The organism is Xenorhabdus sp. PB61.4 (genome assembly GCF_963894935.1).
Taxonomy (GTDB): Bacteria; Pseudomonadota; Gammaproteobacteria; order Enterobacterales; family Enterobacteriaceae; genus Xenorhabdus; species Xenorhabdus stockiae.
The window spans coordinates 1-21,617 of the sequence record NZ_CAWQJR010000153.1; the positions used below are offsets into that span (position 1 = coordinate 1).

The window sequence follows — 21,617 nt, forward strand, 5'->3', positions numbered from 1 at the left end:
CTGTTCACACACCTTCTCCGTGCGCCGCCCGAACGCATCGTAGCGATAGTCCCACTGCTGGCCGCCCGGGGTCTGTAGCCCGATAAGCTGATTCTGGCTGTTCCAGCGGGATTAGGTATTTTTGGCTATCTCATCGGCTTCCGGTCCGGAGTGTTGGTACAAATCACGACATTCTCCATGATTGGATTCGGTGTCGGTGCTGCGATGACAGCAGCTTCTACCTCCATCATGTTCAGCGCCCCCGAGCATAGCGCAGGTACAGCAGCCTCAATTGAAGAAATTGCCTATGAACTTGGAGGTCTGATTGGGGTTGCTGTACTCGGTAGCCTGTTGGTAGCAATTTATACAGCAGCATTTACCCTACCAGCTGATATCCCTGTATCAGAATCAGTCAGTAATGCATTACAGAATAGTATTGATGAAGCGATTATCGTCGCAGAAGGGCTAAAGGGTGATATGGCTTTATCATTGCTTCAGGCAGCAAAACTGGCCTTTGATAGCGCATTTCTGTCCGTTTTAACCATATCAGGCGCATTGCTATTGTTAAGCGCTACCATAATTGCGTTGTTTACCCCGAAAAAGCACAGCTAACTTATCTTAAAAAGTGGCGTAAGCAATCATTACTGAGGACGCCACTTTCAAATTATTTCGAATTATCATATAGAACCATCACACCAAAAAAATTCATTAAATTAATTAAAATATAAATCATAGTTATTGCAATAAATGAAACTTAACCATATCGAAAATTTGTGAGCATTATGCAGATATTGGCTTCAATGCCTATTTAGGCTGCACATACTAACAATAAAACGTATTAAGATAAAAGATAACTCCGGCCGCTTTTTTATAGCGGTGATTAATTTCCTTTTTACATACTATGAAGTCACTAAACATATTAATTTTATTTGAAAATAATTATTTGTAATTGTACATAGTTAAAACTTATATATTGAATGAGATGGGTATGATGAAGCGATTTGAATCTTTAGATGCGGTCAGAGGAATCGGCGATTTAATTGTTGTGACTGGTCATTTACATATTGTTGGTGCATTTACTGAACTTCATTTTTTTCGTACCTGTTATATTATTGTAGAGCTTTTCTTTGTACTTAGTGGGTTTGTGCTGACACACACCTATGCATATAGAGATGTAAAATTTACTCCATATATATCTTCCCGGTTCTTCAGAATATTCCCTCTTCACATATTAATGTTATTAATATTTCTGGAATTCTGTTGATTATTGATTCAAAAAAACTCCGGTATTCATTTTGATGCAACACCATTTACCGGAAGAACTGCCCCCTCGGAGATTTTACCCAATCTCTTTTTAATTCAATCATGGACTCCCACAACACATTATCTCAATCTGACTTTTAATTACCCTACGTGGAGTCTCAGTGTCGAATTCTATACATATATTATACTGTATTTAACCATTATTACTTTTAGAAAAATGAATATCGCTCCTCTAATATGGCTATTAATATCTGTAGCCACTTTATGGCTGCTTGTCAGTGGCAACCCTATGTTACAACAAGCTGTTACACGAGGAGTATCAAGTTTTTTTGCTGGAGCATTTACCTATAGTATTTTCAGGATTTTCTCTGATATAAAAATAAGCACTATTACGGCAACTATTTTAGAAATTCTCTGTGTGGCGTTTCTCATTTATTTTGTCAATTCCCAATATGAAGCCAAGCAAATAATCTGCACTGTTATTTATTGCCTTACTATTTTCACCCTGGCATATCAAAGAGGTATTATTTCCTCTTTTTTCCTTAATAAATACATGCAGCATTTAGGCAAAATATCTTACTCTCTTTATATGGTTCATGTGGCAGTAATATTAATTATTACAACTTAATGTTTATTATCCAGAAAAAAACGGGTATAGAGTTAACTCAGCTCATCGCAGGAAGGAGAAACTTGACTACCGGAAATATTTTCCTCAATAATTTACTGGCATTAATCATCTATTTTATCGTCATCGTTCCTGCAACCATAACATACAATAATATTGAAGCAAGATTTATGAAATATAAAATCAAACCTTCATCTAATAGCCAATAACACTGGCATATATTTCTACCCATTCTGAAAAAAACACTCATCCCCCAATGTAGGTAAAAATAGCAAAACATTTAATATAAATGAGACATAATTCTGATAATTTAAAAAATTTATTTTTTTACACATAAATAAATGTTAAGTTTTAATACTCAATCAAAAAAGAGTAAAAAGTTCTCATTTTAAATATAAGGATGTAGTTGTGATAGATTTTGCTAGTTTTTCTACAGAAGATGCTATCAAAGATGATGCAGTCGGTATTTCTGTCAGGCATATGATAAAAAAAGAAGGCTTAAATGCTTATGCCACGTCTATCAATGCAGGTAAAAAAGTTGGGTGCCATAACCACAGCAACGGAGATGAATGGTACATAATACTTTCTGGTGAAGGCGAAATCTGGACAGGTGAAGTAGTAAATAATGATATTCATGATGTCCAAAAAAGGCAGTTCTCCCAAGGATCTATTTTCTGTATTTATCCGAATACAGCACATCAACTTGTCGCTCATGAAAAGGTGGAATTAATATTTTTATGCCCGGAATCCCACCTATCCCATGATAGAGTATGCTTTTCAGACATATGCGAATAATTATTTTGTAAAAGTAATAGACTGTGATTCCCTGAAAAAACTTTCAGGGATATAGTTAGCAATGTTATTTTCATAACAATATGCAACTAAATCTTTTTTACATTTTATCCCTGTTTTTCGGTACACATTTTGAATGTGATTCGCAATTGTTCTTAAAGAGAGTTGTAGCCTTTCAGCTATATCATTAGTGAAAAAACCTTGCAGAATATAAAAGAATTTATTTTTAATATATATCATTAGTCAATATCCCATCTTGCAACAGCTAAGTAATGCTCCACTCGATCCTGGAGTATCATCGTTGCAAGATTTTTTACCAGAAATACTATAATTTCATCATTATCCGATGCCATGCTAAAAAATAATGTAGTTCTCTGAGATAATAGTTATAGCTTCGAGTATTTAACATAAGAAATGCCAGTAAAAAATCCATTACTATAATATATAAAGAAATATTTCTATAGTCTATTATCCCTGCAATAAACTTCAATACCAATAATAGTAAAAATAATACAAAAAAGAGGTAGTGAGCGGAAATTAGCATCTTAAAACCAAAAACTTAACAAATTCCGACTCATCCAATAATGATGGATCACCATACTTAACCTTTTCATCTATTTTTCTATGTAACTCTAAAAGTTGTTTAAATTGACTGTTAGCCAATATACTTTTTATACTCATACTATATTCTCAAATTCAAATAATTTCCCTTGCAGGATATTTTTATTAAACTAAAAACATAATAGAGATAATAACTCCCCACTTCAATCGCGGAGAGTTAACAGATGAAACAAGCTAAATCACTGGCTAACATTTAATATTATTAGCGTTAGAAACCATCATTAATTCCTTTTTAGACCAAAACGTGAAAAATCCCTTTTTCTCACGTTTCACTGAGAAACGACGAGCCACATAGTTCGCTGTTAATTCCAGTGATAAACACATCACAAAATACACTAATGCGACAAATAAAAAGACTTCCATCGGGTAAACCATACTGCGGTTATTAACCTGTGTTGCCAGAAATGACAGTTCTGCCACGCCGACAATATAAGCCAATGAGGTATCTTTGATTAATGCAATCCACTGGTTAATAAACGAAGGCACCATCATGCGCAAAGCCTGTGGTAAAACGATATGCCACAACACTTCCCAGCGATTAAAGCCCAAAGACAACCCTGCTCGCCATTGGCCTTCTCCGATTGCCAGAATACCTGCTTTAACACCGTGAGCCAGATAGGAAGAGGTGATCAGAGCCAGTGCGCAGACAACCGTTGTAATTTCGGGAATTTCCATTCCTAATACCACTGGCAACAGGAAGTAAGTCCAGAAAATAAGCATAATAACCGGTATAGCACGGAAAAAACCCAACACCGCCGCCAGCAGGTTTACCCAGAAACCACGCAGCATCGCCAGTGCAACGCCTGCCACAATTCCTAAAACAATGGAAATTGCTCCGGCCATCAGGCTGATTATCAATGTTAATGCGGCACCTTCCAGTGGCCCGTCAGGAAATGTGCCCAACAGTAGGTAGCGCCAGTTTTCAGCGATAACAGTAAAATCCATATCAATGCCCTCTCGCCAGTATTCTCTGCTGACGCCATTGCCCCCAGCCTTCCATCACCGCAATAATCGCGATGTAAAGCACTGTCGCAATCCCAAACGCTTCAAAAGTTTTCAGGGATTGCGTTTCTACCTGACGGGAAGCATAGGAAAGCTCAGCCACACCAATCGCCATCGTTAATGATGAATTCTTAACGATAGTCATGTACTGGCCTAAAAGGGGCGGCATAGCAATTTTCAGTGCTTGTGGCAGCACAACATAGCGCATCGCCTGCCAGCCAGTTAAGCCCAGAGCCTGAGCCGCATATTTTTGCCCACGCCCAATCCCTTGCATGCCTGCTCTCAGTTCTTCCGCGACAAAAGGCGCTGAATAGATCGTCAGACCGATAAACCCCGCCAGAAATTCAAATGAAGGCCATTCCAGTGTTAAACCTGCCAGTGTGATTTCATGGGAAGTATTCAGCCAGATCATAGCGGCCTGAGGCAAAATCTGGCCGGAAGCGAAATACCAGAAAAAGAGTTGTACCAATAGTGGTGTATTACGGAATATCGAGGTATAGGCTGTAACCAGCCAACGCAATGGCTGGATCTGACTGTCCCGTGCAGCCGCAATGACAAAACCTAATAAGGTAGAGGAAGCAATAGTACAGGCAGAGATCCACAACGTAATCAGGAACCCTTGCCAGAGCCATTGCAGATATTCAGGAGCCAGTAAGTGCTCGCCGAAAAATTGCTCAAACATAACATATTCACCATTAATAATATTCACTCTATACCCTATGAATTTCGAGTTGCATCGCAGCAGCAAGGGAACTCGGGGTGAGTGAGCGTAGCCAACAAAGAGGCAACCTGAAAGACGATGGGGGATCTCAACACAAAACGGCACAGCCCCGTGCAAAGACGGGGCTGGCTTTCGCTGTCATTTCAGGTGCTATCTATTACTCTGCCTGATTGTTTAACGGGGCAAATCTGAAATCACCGCGCGGCTGAGCCGATTTTGTTTCAGGGCCAAACCAGCGGTTATAAATTTTTTCTGCTTCGCCTTCTTTTTCCAGTTTCAGTAATGTCTGGTTTACGGAATCAACCAAGCGGGCTTCTCCTTTTGAAGCCGCTACTGCCTGATATTCACGGGTAATACTGAAAGGGGAGATTTCAAAATCTGCTTTTTGCGCCTCAGGCACATTGGCCAGCAGGCCAACTAATTTGGCATCATCCTGCGTGATCGCCTGAACATTACCATTTCTCAATGCAGCAAATGCCAGCGGAGTATCGTCATAAGAGATGACTTTGGTCGTTGGATAACGTTCACGCAACGTAATTTCCTGTACTGTCCCTTTATCTGCCCCGATACGCAGTTTAGCGATATCGTCCGGGTTAGTCAGAACGCCTTTGCGTGCAATAAATTTTTGCCCTGTGGCAAAGTAAGGAATGGAGAAATCCACCTGTTTTGCGCGTTCATCGGTAATCGTGAAGTTCGCGGCAATTAAATCAATTTTTTTGGATGAAAGGAGTGGAATACGGTTAGCGGGATTGGTCGGGCGCAGTTCCAGTTTTACACCCAGATCGTTGGCAATGGCATTGGCGATATCCACATCATAACCTGCCAGTTTTTTTGTTTGAGGATCGATAAAACCAAAAGGCGGGTTACTATCAAATACCGCAATACGAACTGTGCCTGCTTTTTTTATATCATCAAGTTTATCTGCCTTAGCGACACCTGAAGCCAATACCAGACCGGTCAGTAATGCAGTCAGTGCTATTCGGGATTGATTACGCCGAGATTGATTGCGGTATTTCATTGGACACCCCTGTTATCAATAATTGTTTATTGTTTAACAAAAGCTATCAATTTCGGCATAGCACATGAAATAATATAAAATACTATATTTATATTATTTTGGAATAAAAATTACTCACCTTTTGTCAGCAGCTCTTCCAGTTTATCGCCACCAATATGACGAAAATCCTGCCCCTTTACGTAATAGAAAATAAACTCACAAATGTTCTGACAGCGATCGCCGATACGCTCAATAGAGCGGGCACAGAAGAGTGCGGTCATAATGCTTGGAATAGTACGCGGATCTTCCATCATATAGGTCATTAACTGGCGGACAATGCCTTCATATTCCTGATCCACTTTTTTGTCTTCACGATAGATACGAATGGCTTCTGCCAAATCCATGCGAGCAAAGGCGTCCAGTACATCATGCAGCATTCGGATGGTATGCCAGCCCAAAGATTCCAGACTGACCAGCAACGGTTGATGCTGCTGAGAAAACCGCTCCAGCGCGGTCTGACAGATTTTATTAGCGCCATCACCAATGCGTTCAAGCTCCGCAATGGTTTTTGAGATAACCATAATCAGGCGCAGATCACTGGCCGTCGGCTGACGCTTGGCAATAATTCGAACACAGGCTTCATCTATTGCCACTTCCATCATATTCACTTTTTCATCGTCTTCAATGACCTGCTGAGCCAGCTCTCTATCCTGGTTGTGCATCGCCAGAATCGCTTTGCTAAGCTGCTCCTCCACTAATCCGCCCATTGCCATAAGTTCAGTACGGATATGTTCCAGTTCAGCGTTGAACTGGCCGGAGATATGCCTGCCGAAATTCAGATTATCCATCTTTAGCTACCCCATTTCTGCCTGTATCAACCGTAACGACCGGTAATGTAATCTTCGGTCTGTTTCATTTTGGGTGTGGTGAACAAGATGTCAGTGTCACTGAATTCAATCAGCTCACCCAAGTACATAAAAGCCGTATAATCAGAACAACGTGCTGCCTGCTGCATATTATGAGTCACGATCACAACGGTATATTCCGCTTTCAGTTCACTGATAAGCTCTTCAATACGCCCCGTAGAAATCGGGTCGAGGGCCGAGCAGGGTTCATCCAGCAATAAAACTTCCGGACGAATGGCAATACCTCGGGCAATACACAAACGCTGCTGCTGGCCTCCTGACAGGCTATAACCGCTCTGATGCAGCTTATCTTTTGTTTCGTTCCACAATGCAGCTTTCGTCAGTGCCCATCGCACCCGTTCATCCATTTCAGCTCTTGGGAGTTTTTCAAACAAACGGATTCCAAACGCAATATTGTCGTAAATCGACATCGGAAAAGGTGTCGGCTTCTGGAAAACCATCCCCACTTTAGCCCGCAGTAAAGCTATATCCTGTTTATCGGCCAGAATATTTGTCCCATCAAGCAGGATCTCACCTTCCGCCCTCTGTTCTCCGTACAATTCATACATTTTGTTAAAGGTGCGCAACAAAGTTGACTTGCCACATCCTGAAGGGCCGATAAAAGCGGTCACTTTATTCTGCGCAATATCTAACGTCACATTTTTCAGGGCATGAAATTTGCCATAATAGAAGTTCAGATCACGTACCTGAATTTTACTCCCTGCCACATCATTATTAACCTTATTCATCAACAGCTTCTCTCTTCAGTTTCAGAATTTCTTATCGGCAAATTTCTTTTTGGCAAACAAAACCCGAGCCAAAATATTAATCAACAGTACACACAGGGTAATCAGCAAAACACCGGCCCATGCCAGCTGCTGCCAGTCCGAAAATGGACTCATGGCAAATTTGAAAATGGTGACAGGCAGGTTAGCAATGGGTTGGCTGAGGTCTGTGCTCCAGAATTGGTTAGAAAGGGAAGTAAACAACAAAGGCGCAGTTTCACCGGCAATACGGGCAATAGCCAGCAGGACGCCGGTAATAATGCCGGATATGGAGGCTTTTAAAGTGATCGCCGTGATCATTTTCCATTTCGGTGTTCCCAGTGCATAAGCAGCTTCACGTAAGTTATTCGGCACCAGTTTCAGCATATTTTCCGTTGTGCGGATAACAATGGGAATTTGTAACAAAGCCAGCGCAATAATCCCTGCCCAACCGGAGAAGTGCTGCATCTTCATGACCACTATGGTGTAGACAAATAGCCCTACCACAATAGAGGGGGCCGAAAGCAGGATATCGTTAATAAAACGAACCATTTCAGCCAGCAAAGAGCGACGGCCATATTCAGCCAGATAGATCCCCGCCATAATTCCCAAAGGTGTGCCAAATACCGTTGCCCAGAAAATCAGGAGTCCGCTGCCGACGATAGCATTTGCCAGCCCGCCTCCCTCGCTGTTGGGCGGTGGCGTCATTTCAGTAAATAACGCCACGGACATACCATCAATGCCTTTGGTGATTGTAGAAATTAAAATCCAGACCAGCCAGAACAGGCCAAATGCCATTGTTGCCATAGACAGAAACAGGGCTAGACGGTTTTTCTGACGTCGCCAAACTTGCCTCCGGTTGCGGCTGGCATGGCCTTCTGAGCTAACACTACTATTTGTTCGCTTTGTTCGCTGCTTATCAGTCATCGCCATTTCAGCGCCCCTCATTTCTGGACAGACGCATAATCATCAGTTTTGACAACGCGAGAACAATAAAAGTGATCACAAATAAAATCAGTCCCAACTCCATCAGAGCAGAGGTATGCAGGCCCGACTCAGCTTCGGCAAATTCGTTTGCCAGTGCAGAAGTGATACTGTTTCCCGGCATATAGAGCGAAAAGCTATCCAGCTGGTAGGTGTTACCGATAATAAAAGTCACCGCCATCGTTTCCCCTAATGCCCGCCCCAGCCCCAACATAACGCCGCCGATGACACCATTTTTGGTGTAAGGCAGAACGATATGCCAGATCACTTCCCATGTTGTGCAGCCAACGCCGTAAGCCGACTCTTTCATCATGACCGGAGTCTGTTCAAAGACATCGCGCATCACAGAAGCAATATAGGGAATAATCATAATGGCAAGAATGATCCCCGCGGCCAGAATACCGATACCGAAAGCCGGGCCGGCAAACAGTTCCCCTACAATGGGAATACCCGACAACACTGCACCGACAGGCTGCTGAAAATAGGTGGCAAAAAGCGGGGCAAACACGAACAGCCCCCACATGCCATAAACAATACTGGGAATGGCCGCCAGTAACTCGATTGCCACACCAAGTGGCCGTTTCAGCCAGTTTGGAGCCAGTTCGGTCAAAAACAGCGCGATACCAAAACTCACCGGAACGGCAATAATCAGGGCAATGAGCGAGGTGATTAATGTGCCGTAAATCGGCACCAGTGCGCCAAAGATCTCTGCCGGTGCATCCCAGTCTTTCTGCCACAGGAAAGCCATTCCAAACTGCTGCATACTCGGCCAGGAAGCAACAAACAACGAAATGATGATCCCTCCCAGCAGGAATAACGTCATCAGCGCAGACAGCCTGACCAGTACACTGAAAATGATATCGCCATACCTGCCCGGGGCTTTTTGCAAACTGGTTTGGTCATCGGCTTTATGTTCTGCCATGCGTTCAATTCCCATTTGAGTTATCAGTTTCCACTCGCCAAAGAGCTAGTACAGAGCATTGCCATGCTCATCCTTTATATTGCTTTTCCATGCTGCACGTACCTGTTTGATCACATCCTGCGGCAACACGGCATAATCCAGCGCTTTCGCCTGTCGGCCTCCTTTCTCATAAGCCCAGTCGAAGAACTTCAGAACCTCTGCACCATTTGCGCCATTTTTCTGCTGTTTGTGGATAAGGATGAATGTCGTTGACGTAATTGGCCACGCATTTTCGCCCGGCTGATTAGTCAGATCCTGTGCGAAACTTTTACTCCAGTCAGCACCTTTTGCCGCCGCACTGAAATTGGCCTCAGTGGGAAAAACCGTCTTTCCGTCAGCGGTAATCAATCCGGTATAAGCAAGGTTATTTTGTTTCGCATAGGCATATTCAACATAGCCAATAGAACCGGGTAAACGCTGAACAAATGCGGCAATGCCATCATTGCCCTTACCGCCCAGCCCGGTCGGCCATTTCACGGTAGAACCGGCACCGACTTTTGCTTTCCAGTCACTATTTACTTTGGAGAGATAACTGGTAAAGACAAATGAAGTCCCGGAGCCATCGGCACGACGAATAACGGCAATATCCTGATCAGGCAGTTTAAGATCCGGATTCAGTTGCGCAATGGCGGGATCATTCCATTTCTTAATGGTACCGAGATAGATGTCTCCCAGCGTTTTACCATCCAACACCAGTTGGCCCGATTTGATATTCGGAAGGTTCACTGCCAACACAATGCCACCGATCACAGTCGGAAACTGGAATAAACCATCAGATGCCAGTTTTTCATCGGTGAGAGGTGCATCTGAAGCACCAAAATCAACCGTGCCAGCGATGATCTGTTTTACGCCACCCGAAGAGCCAATTCCCTGATAATTGATTTTGTTGCCGGTTTCTTTTTGGTAGGAATCAGCCCATTGGGTATATATCGGTGCCGGAAAAGTCGCTCCGGCTCCTGTCAGGTTGGTTGCTGAAAATGAAGAGACAGATACCATAGCTGATGCTGCTGCCATCATACCTACTACAGTGAGACGCACTGGTTTCATACACCCTCCGCTAAGAGACACATCATTCATCAAAAACAACTGTTAGTAGTTTGGTTTTACACCAATTCAACTTCAATATGCGGGGAGATATAAGGACTCGCCCCATATTACCCGTTGAAACTTGAAGTTTACCGAGTATAAAAAGATGATTCTGGAGGGAAAAATAAGTCACTTTGATGACAGCAAAATGTACGAATTATGACATTTTTATGACAGTGGTTCAGAATGAGCAACTTAGGAATCAGCCGCTAGTGGGATATAAGCGCGAATGGATAAGCCTCCTTTTTCACTTCTGCCCACATCAAGATATCCGTCATGCATGTCGATGATACGGCGGATAATAGCAAGCCCCAGCCCAACGCCCCTGTGATTATGGCGGTTATTCATGTTATGCGCTTTTCCCTGCCTGAAAGGCTGGAACAAAATATCAATGTCTTCCTTTGTGATACCAGCGCCATTATCTTCCACCTGTAACCAGCCGAATTTTTCAGTTTTTCCACTGCTGATGCCGATCCATCCATTACCATAACGCTGAGCGTTAGTGAGCATATTCGCCAGTACACGCTTCACTGACAGAGGGTCGGCCATAATGAAAACCGGAATAACTGACAGGTTATCTGCAATCGCCGCCTTTTCTGCTCTCATCACTTCCTCAATGAGCTGATTTAACTCACAACGAATTTTTGCCGTATCCTGCCCGGCCCGCTGATAATCGATGAACTGGCTAATAATTGCATTACACTCTTCAATATCCTGATTCACGGATTCACAAAGGAAATCATTTTCTCCGCCAATCAACTCCATCGCCAGCCGTATCCGTGTCAGCGGAGTACGTAAATCATGGCTGAGACCGGCTATAAAAATAGCCCGATCATCCTCCAACGACTTAAGCGCCACCGACATTTGATTAAAGGCACGGATAACCGACCGGGTGCCGGATGTTCCCGATTCAGGTAATGGGGTAATGATTTTCCCTTTTCCTGTCCTGATGATTGCCTGCTGTATGGCGGCCAGAGGACGCCTTTGTGCCCGAAGGTAAAGACAGCACATTGCGGCAACAAATAATACTGACAATAGTGTGCTGATCAGGATATACGGGAATACGGTAATAAATGAGATGCCTTCCCGCCTTGCCAGCATGGTGGCAGACAGATAACTGATCATCAGGCTGCTCAACGGCATCGCCAGTGCCCAAACCAGAGCACGGGAGAATTTATGATGCAGTGAGAGCCTGAACTTTTTCATAACGTACTTCCAATTATTCCTTATGAGGCACCTTATTACGATTTATGCTTGGTTACCGTCAGGAACGAAAACATATCCCAACCCCCAAACAGTCTGGATATAGCGGGGATGTGCCGGATCTTCTTCAAGCAGACGGCGCAGACGGGAAACCTGCACATCAATAGAACGTTCCGTTGCACCGTATTCCCTGCCACGGGCCAGACTCATCAGCTTATCCCGCGATAACGGTTCACGGGGATGGGACACCAGTGCTTTCAGTACAGAAAATTCACCACTGGTCAGGGATAGTTGTTCATCTTTATGGAACATTTCTCGCGTCCCGAGATCCAGTTTAAATTTACCAAACGTCACGACGGCATTATCCGGTGTCTGTGCGCCAGATAATTCATTAGAGTGCCTGCGCAACACTGCCCGGATACGTGCCAGTAATTCCCGTGGATTAAAGGGCTTTGCCAGATAATCATCCGCTCCGATTTCCAGACCGACAATCCGGTCAACTTCTTCCCCTTTCGCAGATATCATAATGACAGGGATCGGGTTATTCTGACTCCTTAATCTGCGACAGATTGAAAGCCCATCTTCTCCCGGTAACATTAAATCCAGTACAATCAATTGAATAGATTCTCTGGTCAATAAGCGGTCCATCTGCTCTGCATTTGCAACACAACGAACTTGAAAACCCTGCTCCGATAAGTAGCGTTCCAGCAATACTCGCAAACGCATATCATCATCAACAACAAGTATTTTATAACTCTCTTGCATGTGTCAGCTCCCAAGATGCTCCATGCCCGCAATATCCATCATTCTTACAGAAAATCCATGCCTTAAAATAACACTAACGCCATGTATTTTAAGAATATTTGCAATATTGGCAATAATTACTTATGTTTCTGTTTTTCATCCCTGTTTTCCTTGCTCCCTGATTTACACCTACTGCTTTTATATTTCCGGTGGCTGATAACGGATTTCCAGAATCCAGTAAACCGCCAGACCATTCGGCGTCATTACAGTCACTTCATCATCAACCCGTTTGCCAAGTAGCGCTCTTGCCACCGGCGAATCAATGGAAATCCATTTTTTGGCCGGATCAAACTCATCCGGTCCCACCAGACGGAAAATATATTCTTCGGCTTTTTCGTTTTCGACTTTAACCCATGCCCCAAAAAAAACTTTTCCTTCCTGTCGCGGATCAGGGTCTACAATTTGCAAGACATCCAGTCTTTTAGATAAAAAACGCACGCGACGGTCAATTTCCCTTAACCTTTTTTTACCATAAATATATTCTGCGTTTTCTGAACGATCTCCTAATGCAGCCGCATCAGAGACAGCCTGAGTAACTTGTGGGCGCTCAGTTTTCCAAAGGTATTTCAGTTCCTGATCAAGCGCCTGCCAGCCCTCTCGGGTAATATAGTTACTTTTGCCCATGAAAAACTCACTTGAGAAAATATGATTAATGGCGCAGTACTATATCTTAACCGGGCAGATATTCGATGAGTTCCATCGCAACATGACAGAAATATTATGCTATACCTGTTAAATTCCGAGTCGCATCACAGCAGAAAATAATCAGTCACTGCGGTGGTTCAGTCCTCGCAACAAAACGGGCAACCGAAAGAAAGATAGAAGGCATATACACAATGGATTTCAAGATGCGGCGCAGCCAACAAAGAGGCCACTTGAAAGACGAAATATAGAAACTGGAAATTATTGCGCTCTGTACGTATATAATGGAGCCAAGTTTGAACCCTGCCAGCATCCAGTTAAATGATGAATCTGGCCCTGTCTGCGGATATCTGCTGATATCTACAGGCGCAGAGAAAGTTGAAGAAAATAGACTATGAATGAATCTTTAAGTCGAATTATTGCCGGTGAGTTACAGGCTCAGCCCCAACAAGTTCTGGCTGCTATTACTTTACTTGATGAAGGAAACACCGTTCCCTTTGTTGCTCGTTATCGTAAAGAAGCTACCGGAGGTCTTGATGACACCCAGCTTCGCCAGCTTGAAAGCCGTCTTGGTTATCTGCGCGAACTGTCAGACCGCCGCCAGACTATCCTGAAATCTATCGAAGAGCAGGGTAAACTGACGGGTGAACTGGCTGAAGCCATTAATAGCACGCTCAGCAAAACCGAACTGGAAGATCTCTATCTTCCTTATAAACCTAAGCGCCGTACCCGTGGGCAAATTGCGATTGAAGCCGGGCTGGAGCCACTGGCAGACCTGTTGTGGCAAGACCCGCAGCAAGAACCGGAATCTGCCGCTGCTGCTTATGTTAATGCTGACAACGATGTTGCAGACACCAAGGCCGCCCTGGATGGCGCCCGCTATATATTGATGGAGCGTTTTTCTGAAGATGCGTCTCTGTTGGTAAAAGTACGTGAGTACCTGTGGAAAAATGCCCACCTGACTGCCAAAGTCGTTGAAGGTAAAGAGGAAGAAGGCGCTAAGTTCAGCGATTACTTCGATCATCATGAAGCTATCTCCTCTGTTCCCTCGCACCGCGCTCTTGCGATGTTCCGCGGACGTAATGAAGGCATCCTGCAACTGTCCCTGAATGCCGATCCCCAGTTTGAAGAAGCCCCTAAAGAAAGTTACTGCGAGCAGATTATCACTGACCACCTGAACCTGCGTCTGAACAGCGCACCGGCTGATAGCTGGCGCAAGGCTGTCGTGAACTGGACATGGCGGATCAAAATTCTGCTGCATATGGAAACAGAGTTAATGGGTACGCTGCGCGAAAAAGCAGAAAACGAAGCGATAAACGTCTTCGCCCGTAACCTGAATGACCTGATGATGGCGGCTCCTGCGGGTATGCGTTCCACAATGGGTCTGGATCCGGGTCTGAGAACAGGTGTGAAAGTTGCTGTCGTGGACTCAACCGGTAAATTGCTGGCTACAGATACCATCTACCCGCACACGGGGCAGGAAAATAAAGCAGCCGCAGCGGTTGCAGCGCTGTGCACCAGACATAACGTTGAGCTGGTCGCTATTGGTAATGGCACGGCATCCCGTGAAACCGAACGCTTCTTTGCCAACGTTCAGAAACAGTATCCTGCCGTTACTGCACAGAAAGTCATTGTCAGTGAAGCCGGTGCATCCGTTTATTCTGCTTCAGAACTGGCAGCTCAGGAATTCCCTGATCTGGACGTTTCACTGCGTGGAGCGGTTTCTATTGCCCGTCGCCTTCAGGATCCACTGGCGGAACTGGTTAAAATCGAGCCAAAATCCATTGGTGTTGGTCAGTATCAGCACGATGTCAGCCAGACTCAGCTTGCCAAAAAACTGGATACCGTGGTTGAGGACTGTGTAAACAGTGTTGGTGTTGATCTGAATACTGCATCTGTTTCTCTGCTGACCCGGGTTGCAGGTCTGAGCCGCTCTGTCGCCCAGAATATCGTCACCTGGCGTGATGAAAACGGTCGTTTCAACAACCGTGAAGAGCTGCTGAAAGTTCGCCGCCTCGGGCCAAAAGCATTCCTGCAATGTGCGGGCTTCTTGCGGATTAATCAGGGTGATAACCCGCTGGATGCTTCTACCGTCCACCCAGAATCCTACCCGGTCGTTGAAAAAATTCTGGCTACAACAGAGCAGACTTTACCGGAACTGATGGGTAACCCAGCGGCTTTACGCGATTTGAAGGCTCAGGATTTTACCACGGAAAAATTCGGTATCCCGACGGTCACCGACATTCTGAAAGAGCTGGAAAAACCGGGACGCGACCCTCGCCCTGAGTTCAAGACCGCCACGTTTGCCGACGGTGTGGAGACAATGAATGACCTGCGTGCAGGTATGATTCTGGAAGGTACTGTTACTAATGTCACCAACTTCGGTGCGTTTGTTGATATCGGTGTACATCAGGATGGACTGGTACATATTTCTTCCCTTTCCGATCGATTCGTGGAAGATCCACACACAGTAGTGAAAACGGGCGATATCGTGAAAGTAAAGGTGATGGATGTTGACCTGAACCGCAAACGTATTGCCCTGACAATGCGCCTTGATGAGCAGCCGGGAGAAGCTCCGGCCCGCCGTAATAACGCTCAGGGAAATAACCGCCAGGAACGTAACCGAAATGGCAAAAGCCGCCAGAATTTGCGTTCATCCGGTTCCGCACAATTAACTAATAGTGCCATGAGTGATGCTCTGGCAGCCGCTTTTGGTAAAAAACGTTAATATCCTGCGGTAATGTACTTTCAGAACTGGCTTAATTAAGCCAGTTCTGTCAGGTATAAAATACCTTAATAAATCAATACTATTTTCATCATCACACTGCAATTTATTGCCGATCTAATAAATTTAAATAGGAGAAATCACTGCCTGTCTTCATTAATACTTAATATAATCTGTTGCGAAAATTCAATCACTATTATTAATAGTAACCATAAGTCGTTTAAATAATTATAAATACAGATAATAAACTCAAATTGTTAAGGAATAATTTATGAATAAATATATCCAAAGCAGTTTTGACTTACTCAGCAATATAAGATTCTTCAACCTTGCCACTCATGATCCGAATGCCGAATCAGTTTGGTCATCCACACTCTTTTATATTCCTAAATATAATCCATTAAGTTTAATCTGGTATTCAAAACAGGATACCCGCCATTCTCAGGAGCTACTTATCAACCCTCGGGTCAGCGGTACAATATACAGCAGCATCACCGCGCCTGATTCATCGCTGATACTCGCTGGCTCTCAGTTCATCGGTCATGCCCGTCAGGTTCCCGACGATGAACTACAGGAAACCTATGACTACTTTTTCCTGAAAACTTACCCGGATGAGAATATCAGAAAGAAAAAATCCCGCCCGATTGCTGATTATCATGGCAATGCAATACGCCGTTTCTATGAATTAAAAGTGGAAGCATGGTGGGTATACGACTCAACAGGCTGGAGTGAACGTCAGGATGATGCCCGTGTCTCAGTAGCATTAAATGATCTTCTTTATCCACCGAAAAATTAATAGAAAAATATATAACAACAAGCTCCATTTCTTATTGGAGCTTGTTATTAATTCCTTTCAGATATTCTTTACATAACTTTAATTTTTGATTAAATCCCCATTAAATTGATTAATATCAATTTATTCCGTCATTATTCAGTGATAAATAGATGATATTGGTATTGCATATTATTCTCATTAGCGCTTTAATCTAAAATAACCAATATACTTTTTCCTTGTGAATTTCGCTTTATTGAGGATAATCATTCTCATAATCACTGTCTTTTGAGTTTTAACGGAGTGTTATATGTCACTGACTCCAAATCAAAGCTATAAAATTCTGGGGTTCTTCCCACAGATAAATCGCGCATACAGGCAAAAATTATTGTCTCTGGGGATGTTACCCGGTTCTACTTTTCAGGTTATCCGGGTTGCACCTTTAGGAGATCCCATTCAAATAGAAACACGCAGAGTCAACCTTATTCTCCGTAAAAAAGACTTAGCGCTCCTCACATTAGCAGTACATCCAGCGGAATGAATGAAGTCCAGATGCGGTACAGTCCTGAGACTGAATGCAATGATGCACACTATTCCTGATCAGTAAAAAGTATGATGAAACAATTAACTATAGGTTTAATCGGTAACCCTAATTCTGGGAAAACCACTTTATTCAACCAACTTACAGGCTCCCGACAACGGGTCGGTAACTGGTCTGGGGTCACGGTTGAACGCAAAACCGGGCATTTTTCCACCCAAAAACATCAAATAGACCTTGTCGATCTTCCCGGTACCTATTCTCTCACAACCATTTCCGAGCAAACCTCAATTGACGAGCAAATTGCCTGTCACTATATACTGAGCAGCGAAGCCGATATGTTCATCAATGTCGTTGACGCTTCGAATCTGGAACGTAACCTCTACCTTTCATTACAGCTCATTGAGCTTGGTATTCCCTGTATTATTGCCCTGAATATGCTGGATATCGCCAAAAGCCAGCATATCAACATTGATATCGCAGCACTGGAGCAACATCTTGGTTGCCCGGTTATTCCGCTCGTTTCTACCCGCTCAACAGGGATAGATACGCTTAAAAAAGCCATTGACCACTACCACCAGCCTGTACGTCCCGTACTGGTGCAATACCCCGATACGTTATTGCAGGAAGCCAACAACCTTGCTGACCTGATTGGCAGAAACTTCAATCTGCAACAGCGTCGCTGGCTCAGCCTGCAAATACTGGAAGGGGATATATACAGCTTTGAGCGTTCAGAACTGACGCAGGCGCAATTGGCCGAAAGTAAACTTCGCCTGCAACAAAAACAGATTGAAGAACCTGAACTCATCATTGCAGATGCCCGTTATCAGGCAATCAATAAATTGTGCCTGGCAGTCACGGATGTTGAGTCAGCAATACCCAATAAGCTGACTCAGGCAATAGACAAAGTTATTCTCAATCGCTGGCTGGGCGTACCTGTCTTTCTGTTTGTCATGTATCTCATGTTCGTACTGGCGATTAATATCGGTGGTGCTTTACAGCCCATTTTTGATGGCGCTTCCTCTGCCATTTTCATTGATGGTATGCAGTGGCTCGGCTATACCCTCCACTTCCCCGGCTGGCTGACCATTTTCCTTGCACAAGGGATCGGAGGCGGTATCAATACCATGCTGCCATTGGTTCCGCAGATCGGCATGATGTACCTGTTTCTCTCTTTTCTTGAAGACTCCGGCTATATGGCCAGAGCCGCATTTGTGATGGACAGGCTGATGCAGTCTCTGGGATTACCGGGTAAATCCTTCGTGCCCCTGATTGTCGGCTTCGGCTGTAATGTTCCTTCCGTGATGGGTTCCCGAACACTGGATGCACCGCGTGAAAGGCTGATTACCATCATGATGGCGCCATTTATGTCTTGTGGCGCACGTCTGGCTATTTTTGCCGTTTTTGCCGCCGCATTCTTTAATAAACATGGTGCCAGTATTGTCTTCTCTTTGTATATCCTCGGTATTGTCGTTGCCATCCTGACGGGTCTGCTACTCAAATACACCATTATGCGTGGTGAGGCATCCCCCTTTGTCATGGAGCTGCCGGTCTATCATGTTCCTCATGCTAAAACGCTATTAATCCAGACCTGGCAACGCCTGAAGGGATTTGTGATCCGTGCAGGTAAAGTGATTGTCGCAGCCAGTATGCTTATCGGTGCTCTCAATAGCTTTTCTTTCTCTGGTAAGACAGTAGACGATATCAATGAATCAGCGCTGGCTTCGGTCAGTAAAGTCATTACACCGATCCTGCATCCTATTGGCGTACATTCTGATAACTGGCAGGCAACCGTCGGGCTTATCACCGGAGCGATGGCAAAAGAGGTGGTTGTCGGAACACTGAATACACTTTATACCGCAGAAAACATCACTAAACAGCCATTCAACCCGGATGAGTTTAATCTGCTGGATGAACTGAAAGGCTCAGTAACAGAAACATGGGACAGCCTGAAAGAGACACTCACCCTGAGTGCTCTGTCCAACCCGATTGAGGCCAGTAAAGGCGACGGCAACATGGACAGCAGTTCAATGGGAGTGATGAGTGCTAAATTTGGTTCTCCTGTTGCGGCCTACAGCTATCTGATCTTTGTTCTGCTGTATGTGCCCTGTGTTTCTGTGATGGGTGCCATTGCCCGTGAAACCAGTCGTGGCTGGATGACATTCTCAATTTTATGGGGATTAAACGTCGCCTATTCTCTGGCTGTACTGTTTTATCAGGCTGCCACCTTTTACGCACATCCACAAAGCAGCCTGCTCACTGTTCTGGCGGTCATTTTGTTCAATGTCGCTGTGTTTGTCGGATTACGCCGTGCACGCAGCAGAATCACAATCACATTCAATAGCACCAGAGACCGGAACTGCGATTGTTCCGGTAGCTGTCACTAGGAGTTGCCATGATTAGTCTGCTGCAAATCCGCGATACGGTCGCCCTTCATGGGCGCACCGATGCCAGATCACTGAGCCATCAGTTTTCAGCACCACTGCCCATCGTAGAAGCCATGCTCAATCAGTTGGTGACGATGGGTAAACTGGAGGAAGTAGACATTTCCTCCTGCCTCAGTGGTAGCTGTAAACAGTGCCCGGAAACACAGAGATGTGCTGTTAAAGCGTATCAACTGGCGATGATAAAATGCTGATTATATCTTCTTAATTCAGCAACAAACCCTCTTCCTTTCTTCTAAACATCTTTAAGCAACTTGCCCAAACAAGACAAATGTCATATAACTAACATGACAATTGTCTTGTTTGGGGAATGATTTATGAGAATCTACGTACCAAGTAATACAACCGGTAATAAAGCGCTCTGGCGCTCTGTCGGCCTGCCGGCAAACCGAGGAAGCGATCTGATCAAAACCTTACAAGCCGGATTGCCACTCGATGTGCTGGATAATATTCACCGAGACTCAAAGATATCTAAAACTGATATTCTTCGCATTGCTGGTATCAATGAGCGTAATGTTGCACGCCGTAAAAGTTCTGGTCACCCATTTTCACCTGATGAAAGTGAACGTATAGCCCGTTTAGTCCGCGTCTTTGATGCAACCATCACTTTCTTCAATGGTGATAAAGAAGCTGCCTACCATTGGCTTAAAGAGCCTGTGAAGGGTTTAGGTCATGTAGCTCCTATTTCCCTTCTCTCGACAGAAAGTGGTGCCCTTGAAGTGATGGATCTCATCGGCCGGCTGGAACACGGGGTCATTTCATGATTTTTTACCGATTAGTAAAATCCGTTCATGCTCATGAAGCATGGACGGGGTATGGTGCAAAAAGATTCGGCGGACGCTGGAATCATAAAGGATATGGGGCAGTTTATGCCTCCAGCTCTATCGCACTTGCCACTTTAGAATTGTACGTTCATACAACAAAAGAAAGTCTGCTTGAAGAATATCAACTATTTTCTATTGAATTAGCAGATACCGATGTGGACTATTTGGATCATCGTTATCTCCCCGATGACTGGAGAAGTGACCCAGCCCCTACTTCGACAATGGATATAGGCAGTGACTGGCTAAATGCTGCCGAAAATGCGGCCCTTATCATCCCTTCTTGTATCGTTCCTTACGAAAACAACATCATTATCAATCCAAATCACCCTAAATTTTCTAAATCCATTGAATCAGTTAAAGAATTAGAGTTTACATTCGACCAGCGTCTAATTCGTTAACATTAGCACAGTAATTCTTTTAACCATCGTGATAGATTAAAGAATAAAAACCACTTCCTGATTATTTCATATGCAGTTCTGTCATAACGATTAATAACCTGAGGATATACTCAAATGCCTAAAGAGTTATTTGCTGCAACAATAGAGTCTGCTGGTCATCTTAAAATGAAATGTTCATCACGAGGTTTTACCTTTCATGTGGATGAACCCAAAAATCTGGGCGGAACAGATGAAGCCATGAACCCTGTGGAAGCACTGCTTTCTGCTTTTGGTGCCTGTCAGTGTATTGTGGCCAAAAGTTTTGCCCGCAAACATAAAATCAACCTGATTGATATTCAGGTCAATGTGGAAGGAGAATTGGATACCGACGGTTTCACCGGTAAGAATAAAAACGCCAAAATCGGCTTTTCCAAAATCACATCAAAATTTCATATAAAAGCAGATAATACCGAACAGGAAATCCGCGATTTTATTCAGTTTGTAGAAAGTAACTGCCCTATACTCGATACCATCGTCAATACACCAGAAATTGTCACCGAAGTTTATCCTGTCAGATAAATATCAACT

23 protein-coding genes and 1 pseudogene are annotated in these 21,617 nt (G+C 44.1%); 12 read left to right on the forward strand and 12 right to left on the reverse strand.

Annotation, left to right across the window (positions count from 1 at the left end; genetic code table 11):
- Nucleotides 1-150 precede the first annotated feature (150 nt).
- From AACX68_RS09600 to AACX68_RS09610, 3 genes and pseudogenes are all read left to right on the forward strand, one after another.
- Complete coding sequence (locus AACX68_RS09600) at nt 151-591, forward strand: hypothetical protein (RefSeq protein WP_228858953.1); 441 nt, start codon at nt 151-153, stop codon at nt 589-591.
- A 379-nt stretch (nt 592-970) separates the two neighbouring features.
- Nucleotides 971-1,870: pseudogene (locus AACX68_RS09605) on the forward strand (acyltransferase family protein).
- A 405-nt stretch (nt 1,871-2,275) separates the two neighbouring features.
- The gene (locus AACX68_RS09610; protein ID WP_228858954.1) at nt 2,276-2,662 is read left to right on the forward strand and encodes a cupin domain-containing protein; all 387 of its coding nucleotides are present in this window, start codon (nt 2,276-2,278) and stop codon (nt 2,660-2,662) included.
- On the opposite strand, the gene AACX68_RS09615 is transcribed toward AACX68_RS09610, so the two are convergent.
- The 3 genes from AACX68_RS09615 to AACX68_RS09625 form a co-directional block, all read right to left on the reverse strand.
- Nucleotides 2,663-2,899, reverse strand: coding sequence for a response regulator transcription factor (locus tag AACX68_RS09615; RefSeq protein WP_228858955.1), 237 nt, complete (start codon nt 2,897-2,899; stop codon nt 2,663-2,665). It abuts the gene before it with no gap.
- A 567-nt stretch (nt 2,900-3,466) separates the two neighbouring features.
- Complete coding sequence (locus AACX68_RS09620; RefSeq protein WP_228858956.1) at nt 3,467-4,225, reverse strand: amino acid ABC transporter permease; 759 nt, start codon at nt 4,223-4,225, stop codon at nt 3,467-3,469.
- Nucleotide 4,226: 1 nt separating this feature from the next.
- The gene (locus tag AACX68_RS09625; protein ID WP_228858982.1) at nt 4,227-4,964 is read right to left on the reverse strand and encodes an amino acid ABC transporter permease; all 738 of its coding nucleotides are present in this window, start codon (nt 4,962-4,964) and stop codon (nt 4,227-4,229) included.
- Nucleotides 4,965-5,041: 77 nt separating this feature from the next.
- Here AACX68_RS09625 and AACX68_RS09630 point away from each other — a divergent pair, with 77 nt between their 5' ends.
- A complete protein-coding gene (locus AACX68_RS09630) occupies nt 5,042-5,173 on the forward strand; it encodes a hypothetical protein (protein ID WP_255705484.1) in 132 nt (43 codons plus the stop codon).
- Here the strand turns inward: AACX68_RS09630 and AACX68_RS09635 are convergent.
- The 9 genes from AACX68_RS09635 to greB form a co-directional block, all read right to left on the reverse strand.
- Nucleotides 5,161-6,021 carry an ABC transporter substrate-binding protein gene (locus AACX68_RS09635; RefSeq protein WP_099109522.1) on the reverse strand — a complete coding sequence of 287 codons (861 nt, stop codon included), beginning with the start codon at nt 6,019-6,021 and terminating at the stop codon, nt 5,161-5,163. The two genes, AACX68_RS09630 and AACX68_RS09635, sit on opposite strands and share 13 nt — an antisense overlap.
- 110 nt (nt 6,022-6,131) lie before the next feature.
- Complete coding sequence (gene phoU, locus AACX68_RS09640) at nt 6,132-6,848, reverse strand: phosphate signaling complex protein PhoU (protein ID WP_099109523.1); 717 nt, start codon at nt 6,846-6,848, stop codon at nt 6,132-6,134.
- Between the two features lie 26 nt (nt 6,849-6,874).
- Entirely contained in the window at nt 6,875-7,654 is a 780-nt protein-coding gene (gene pstB / locus AACX68_RS09645) for a phosphate ABC transporter ATP-binding protein PstB (RefSeq protein WP_099125384.1), read from the reverse strand.
- A 21-nt stretch (nt 7,655-7,675) separates the two neighbouring features.
- The gene (gene pstA, locus AACX68_RS09650; protein ID WP_228858983.1) at nt 7,676-8,596 is read right to left on the reverse strand and encodes a phosphate ABC transporter permease PstA; all 921 of its coding nucleotides are present in this window, start codon (nt 8,594-8,596) and stop codon (nt 7,676-7,678) included.
- A gap of 7 nt (nt 8,597-8,603) precedes the next feature.
- The gene (pstC, locus tag AACX68_RS09655; protein WP_228858957.1) at nt 8,604-9,590 is read right to left on the reverse strand and encodes a phosphate ABC transporter permease PstC; all 987 of its coding nucleotides are present in this window, start codon (nt 9,588-9,590) and stop codon (nt 8,604-8,606) included.
- Between the two features lie 30 nt (nt 9,591-9,620).
- On the reverse strand, nt 9,621-10,661 hold the full coding sequence (gene pstS, locus AACX68_RS09660) for a phosphate ABC transporter substrate-binding protein PstS (protein WP_228858958.1): 1,041 nt from the start codon (nt 10,659-10,661) through the stop codon (nt 9,621-9,623).
- Nucleotides 10,662-10,895: 234 nt separating this feature from the next.
- Nucleotides 10,896-11,906, reverse strand: a complete 1,011-nt coding sequence (locus AACX68_RS09665) for an ATP-binding protein (RefSeq protein WP_228858959.1) — start codon at nt 11,904-11,906, stop codon at nt 10,896-10,898.
- Nucleotides 11,907-11,948: 42 nt separating this feature from the next.
- The gene (ompR, locus tag AACX68_RS09670) at nt 11,949-12,668 is read right to left on the reverse strand and encodes an osmolarity response regulator transcription factor OmpR (RefSeq protein ID WP_099120363.1); all 720 of its coding nucleotides are present in this window, start codon (nt 12,666-12,668) and stop codon (nt 11,949-11,951) included.
- Between the two features lie 177 nt (nt 12,669-12,845).
- Nucleotides 12,846-13,331, reverse strand: a complete 486-nt coding sequence (greB, locus tag AACX68_RS09675; protein WP_228858960.1) for a transcription elongation factor GreB — start codon at nt 13,329-13,331, stop codon at nt 12,846-12,848.
- Nucleotides 13,332-13,743: 412 nt separating this feature from the next.
- Between greB and AACX68_RS09680 the strand changes: the two genes are divergently transcribed.
- The 8 genes from AACX68_RS09680 (at nt 13,744) to AACX68_RS09715 (ending at nt 21,608) form a co-directional block, all read left to right on the forward strand.
- Nucleotides 13,744-16,077 carry a Tex family protein gene (locus AACX68_RS09680; protein ID WP_228858961.1) on the forward strand — a complete coding sequence of 778 codons (2,334 nt, stop codon included), beginning with the start codon at nt 13,744-13,746 and terminating at the stop codon, nt 16,075-16,077.
- 268 nt (nt 16,078-16,345) lie between these two features.
- Nucleotides 16,346-16,870, forward strand: a complete 525-nt coding sequence (locus AACX68_RS09685) for a pyridoxamine 5'-phosphate oxidase family protein (protein ID WP_228858962.1) — start codon at nt 16,346-16,348, stop codon at nt 16,868-16,870.
- A gap of 286 nt (nt 16,871-17,156) precedes the next feature.
- Entirely contained in the window at nt 17,157-17,387 is a 231-nt protein-coding gene (feoA, locus tag AACX68_RS09690) for a ferrous iron transporter A (protein WP_099109533.1), read from the forward strand.
- Nucleotides 17,388-17,461: 74 nt separating this feature from the next.
- Entirely contained in the window at nt 17,462-19,771 is a 2,310-nt protein-coding gene (gene feoB, locus AACX68_RS09695; protein WP_228858984.1) for a Fe(2+) transporter permease subunit FeoB, read from the forward strand.
- An 8-nt stretch (nt 19,772-19,779) separates the two neighbouring features.
- Entirely contained in the window at nt 19,780-20,022 is a 243-nt protein-coding gene (locus AACX68_RS09700) for a FeoC-like transcriptional regulator (protein WP_228858963.1), read from the forward strand.
- A gap of 123 nt (nt 20,023-20,145) precedes the next feature.
- Nucleotides 20,146-20,592 carry a type II RES/Xre toxin-antitoxin system antitoxin gene (gene parS, locus AACX68_RS09705; RefSeq protein ID WP_099120368.1) on the forward strand — a complete coding sequence of 149 codons (447 nt, stop codon included), beginning with the start codon at nt 20,146-20,148 and terminating at the stop codon, nt 20,590-20,592.
- Nucleotides 20,589-21,050, forward strand: coding sequence for an RES family NAD+ phosphorylase (locus AACX68_RS09710; protein ID WP_228858964.1), 462 nt, complete (start codon nt 20,589-20,591; stop codon nt 21,048-21,050). The genes parS and AACX68_RS09710 overlap by 4 nt, the downstream gene beginning before the upstream one ends.
- Nucleotides 21,051-21,164: 114 nt before the next feature.
- The gene (locus AACX68_RS09715) at nt 21,165-21,608 is read left to right on the forward strand and encodes an OsmC family protein (RefSeq protein ID WP_228858965.1); all 444 of its coding nucleotides are present in this window, start codon (nt 21,165-21,167) and stop codon (nt 21,606-21,608) included.
- Nucleotides 21,609-21,617 lie beyond the last annotated feature (9 nt).